A 3,686-nucleotide genomic window follows, 5' to 3' on the forward strand; every position below is an offset into this window, starting at 1 on the left:
GACTGGCCGGGATGCGGGAACGGGCGGCGGCATGCGGCGGGACGGACTGGCCGGGATGCGGGAACGGGCGGCGGCATGCGGCGGGACGCTCAGGGCCGGGGCGGGACAAAACGGGGGGTTCTCAGTGAAAGCTGAATTTCCGCTTGAATAACCCGCATGTTACGAGTGCTCATCGCCGACGACCAAGATCTCTTCCGCGCGGGGTTCGGACTGATCCTGGACGCACAGCCGGACATGGAGGTGGTCGGCGAGGCCGCCGACGGCGAGGAGGCGATCGCCGAGGCCAGGCGGCTCCAGCCGGACGTGGTCCTGATGGACGTGCGCATGCCGGGCAAGAACGGCATCGAGGCGACCAGGGAGATCTGCGCCACCACCGCCGCCAAGGTGCTCGTGCTGACCATGTTCGACCTCGACGAGTACGTCTACGACGCGATCCGGGCGGGAGCGAGCGGTTTCCTGCTGAAAGACATCCGGCGCGACGAGCTCGCCCACGCCGTGCGTACCGTCGCCTCGGGTGAGGCCCTGCTCGCCCCGGCGGCGACCAGGAGACTGCTCGAGGACCTGGTGCGCAGGCCCGCCCACGGCGTCGCCCCCCGGCTGGCGGCCAGGCTGGACGCACTGACCGAACGCGAGCGCGAGACGCTGAAGCTGGTCGCGCGCGGCCTGTCGAACGCGGAGATCGCCGCCGCGCTCGTGGTCACCGAGCACACGGTCAAGACACACGTCAGCCGCATGCTCACCAAGCTGGACCTGCGGGACCGGGTCCAGGCCGTGGTGCTGGCCTACGAGTCCGGGCTGGTGGTCGCCGGTGAGAGTGACAACGGAGATCGCACCCGCGACTGACGCGCCGACAGAGTGTGAAAAAGCATCATCGTCGGCATGGAACGCATCCTCCTCGCCCTCGCCTCCGCCGTCCTGATGCACTTCGGCACCGGTCTCCACCCCGTCTGGTGGCTCACCTGGCTCGCGCCGCTGCCCGTCCTGTTCCTGGCTCGCCGGGCAGGCAGGGGTACGGCTTTCGCCGCCGGGACCCTCGTCTGGCTCGCCGGCCAGGCGCAGATGTGGCCGTACTTCACCCGGACCCTCGAGATGCCGCCCGCACTGGCCGCCGCCCTCATCGCGGGCCCCGCGCTCTGCTACGGCCTGGGCGTGCTGCTCTTCCGCACCCTGCTCGTGCGCGGCAGGCCGCTCCTGGCGGCGGCGGCCGTACCGGCCGTCTGGGTCACCACTGAGTACGCCATGAACCTCGCCGGGCCGCACGGGGCCTGGTGGAGCCTGGCGTACACGCAGGCCGACTTCCTGCCCGTGCTGCAGACCGCCTCGGTCACCGGGGTCTGGGGCATCACCTTCCTCCTGCTGTTCGTGCCCGCCTCGATCGCGGTCCTGCGGCCACGCGCGGCGGTGGTCTCGGGCGTGCTGGTCGCGCTCACGCTCGGCCATGGTTTCGTACGGCTCGCGACGCCCGCCGACACCGGAGGACGGAAGGTCGCGCTGGTCGCGACGGACAGCTTCGAGGATCTTGTCCGCCGGTACGGCGAGGCCGTTGACACCGCGGTGGCCCGCGGTGCGGAGATCGTGGTGCTGCCCGAGAAGGTTTTCAAGACCGCCGACCTGCCCTTCGCCCGCCCGGGGGTGGAGGTGGTCGCGGGGATCGCCATGGAGACCAACAGCGCGGTGAGTTACCCCTCCGGCGTGCGCTACGACAAGCACCACATGATCCCTGGGATGGAGCGCGAGTTCCGGCCCGGCACCAGCTTGGCCTTCCTCGACGGCAATCGGCTCGGCCTCATCATCTGCAAGGACCTCGACTTCCCCGGCCTGGTCAGGGAGTACGGCAAGGCCGGCGTTGCCGCCTTGCTCGCGCCCGCTTGGGACTTCGACGAGGACGCATGGCTGCACAGCCGCATGGCGGTGGTGCGCGGCGTGGAGAACGGCCTGGCGGTGGCCCGTGCCGCACGCGAGGGATGGTTGACGGTCAGCGACGACCGCGGCCGGATCGTGACCGAGCGCTACAGCGACAGAACGGGCATGACCACGGTCACGGCCACCCTGCCTCGGGAGGGCTCGGCCACCCTCTACATCGCCCTGGGCGACTGGGCCGCATGGGCCTCGGCCGGGTTGCTGCTGCTTGCGCTCGGTGCGTTGGTCTGTACGAAGTCTTCCGGCTCGGTGAGCGAGAGCCCGACCGGTGGGACCACGATGAGGCCGCCTGCACCGAGCTCGGTGTAGGCGGCGACGACCTTCAGGGTGAGGCGCCGAGCGGGGCTGACGGAGACGTGCAGCCGCCGCCCGGCTGGTCGCATCAGAGCGTCATTCTGAATCACCCGGATCGCACGGCGCGCTCCGACCGCCCGACGGATCCGGACGCGCACACCGGAGACGCCCGGAACAATTCTTACGGAATGCGCGGCGCGGATCAGTCGCCGCCGGCCACGCATTGTCCGGTCACGCGCGCGCCGGTCGAAGAAATGGCCGCGGCATCCGGCGCCGCTCTTTCCCGTCGCAGATCACCCGCGTGGGGCGACCGCCGTCCCGTCGGCCCGGCCCGCTCGACCGGCCAGGCGTCCGGCGCGCCCCCTCTTCTCTCCCGCTCACATCCACCCTGCTCAACACGGCCGTACGGCTCCATCGCGCCGCGCGTCACGGCCGCAGGCCTCCCTCTCTCCCTGTCAGCCGATTGGACGCGTAAGCCCGCCGCCCGGTTGGCAGAGAACCCTCAATAATTTTTATGTCATATTTTGCACTATATGCACTATTGGCGAAATTTCCATTGTTCATCACGACTCAATGACGACGCTTGAGGACCGTCCGGGCAGACGGTAAAAGAGAGACCGACAATAAGGAAATGAAGAACGGGGATTCGGTGCGACAGTTGTGGTTGCATGAATCAGCGGGCAGACCCGACAAGAGCTGTTTCGAGGTGGACCTCGACGGTCCCGTCATCACCGACACCCTTTTCGAGCGGCGCCTGGGCACGACCGGCGGCATCCCCTGCATGCTGAAGTCGGCGATGGGCCCCTCGGCGTTCCCCACCCTCCGGCGGGAGATCGAGGTGGCCGGAGACCTCGGGAACGGGCATCCCGGGATCAGCACGATGCTCGGCTTCGACATCGACGACGATCACGCGCACGCGCTCTTCAGATGCGCGGGCCGGCCTCTCTCCCACCAGGGGGCGCTGCTGCCCATGGAGGGCCGGACGATCAGACAGGCGGCCCGCGACCTGTTCACCGCCCTCGACTTCCTCAACGGCAGGGGCTACGCCCACAACGACGTCTCCCCCGACACCGTCCTGTGGGACCGGGGGGCGCGCTTCCAGCTCTCCGGATTCGGCCGGGCCACCGCCGTCGACGCCGCCTCCACCGACGCCGACGTCCGGATGGCCGCGGACCTGCTCTCCTACCTGGCCACCGGTGATCTCGCCGACGGCTCGGCCGGCCCCGGCCTGATGAGCCGCGTCTCCGAGATCAACCCGCGGCTCGCCGAGTTCCTGCGTCCCGCGCTCGTGCCGGGCACGGAGGGCCGGCCCGCTCCCAAGCAGATGCTGGAGCGCCTGAGAACGCCCGAACCCGTGAACCCGCGCACGCCCCCCAGACCCGGCGCGCGCCCCGCGCGGCCCCGTCCTCCGCAGACGGGCCGGACGCCGGGACTCCGCCTGGAGAGCGCCGCCAGCGGGCGCGAGATCGAGG

The 3,686-nt window shown here is 70.0% G+C and carries 3 protein-coding genes; all 3 read left to right on the forward strand.

The window, feature by feature from the left end; genetic code table 11:
* The first annotated feature begins 156 nt into the window (after positions 1–156).
* Entirely contained in the window at positions 157–843 is a 687-nt protein-coding gene (locus CA984_RS43055; protein ID WP_086579041.1) for a response regulator, read from the forward strand.
* 36 nt (positions 844–879) lie between these two features.
* Positions 880–2,229 (forward strand): hypothetical protein, encoded by a 1,350-nt coding sequence (locus CA984_RS43060; RefSeq protein WP_086579042.1) that lies wholly within the window; start codon positions 880–882, stop codon positions 2,227–2,229.
* A 616-nt stretch (positions 2,230–2,845) separates the two neighbouring features.
* A partial coding sequence (locus CA984_RS43065) for a serine/threonine-protein kinase (protein ID WP_423229365.1) occupies positions 2,846–3,686 on the forward strand: 841 nt, incomplete at its 3' end.

The organism is Streptosporangium minutum (genome assembly GCF_002149035.1).
Classification (GTDB): Bacteria; Actinomycetota; Actinomycetes; order Streptosporangiales; family Streptosporangiaceae; genus Streptosporangium; species Streptosporangium minutum.

Bases quoted from the DNA above. Each gene is read 5' to 3' on its own strand.
- CA984_RS43055 (WP_086579041.1), top strand. From the start codon at position 157: ATGTTACGAGTGCTCATCGCCGACGACCAAGATCTCTTCCGCGCGGGG.
- CA984_RS43060 (WP_086579042.1), top strand. From the start codon at position 880: ATGGAACGCATCCTCCTCGCCCTCGCCTCCGCCGTCCTGATGCACTTC.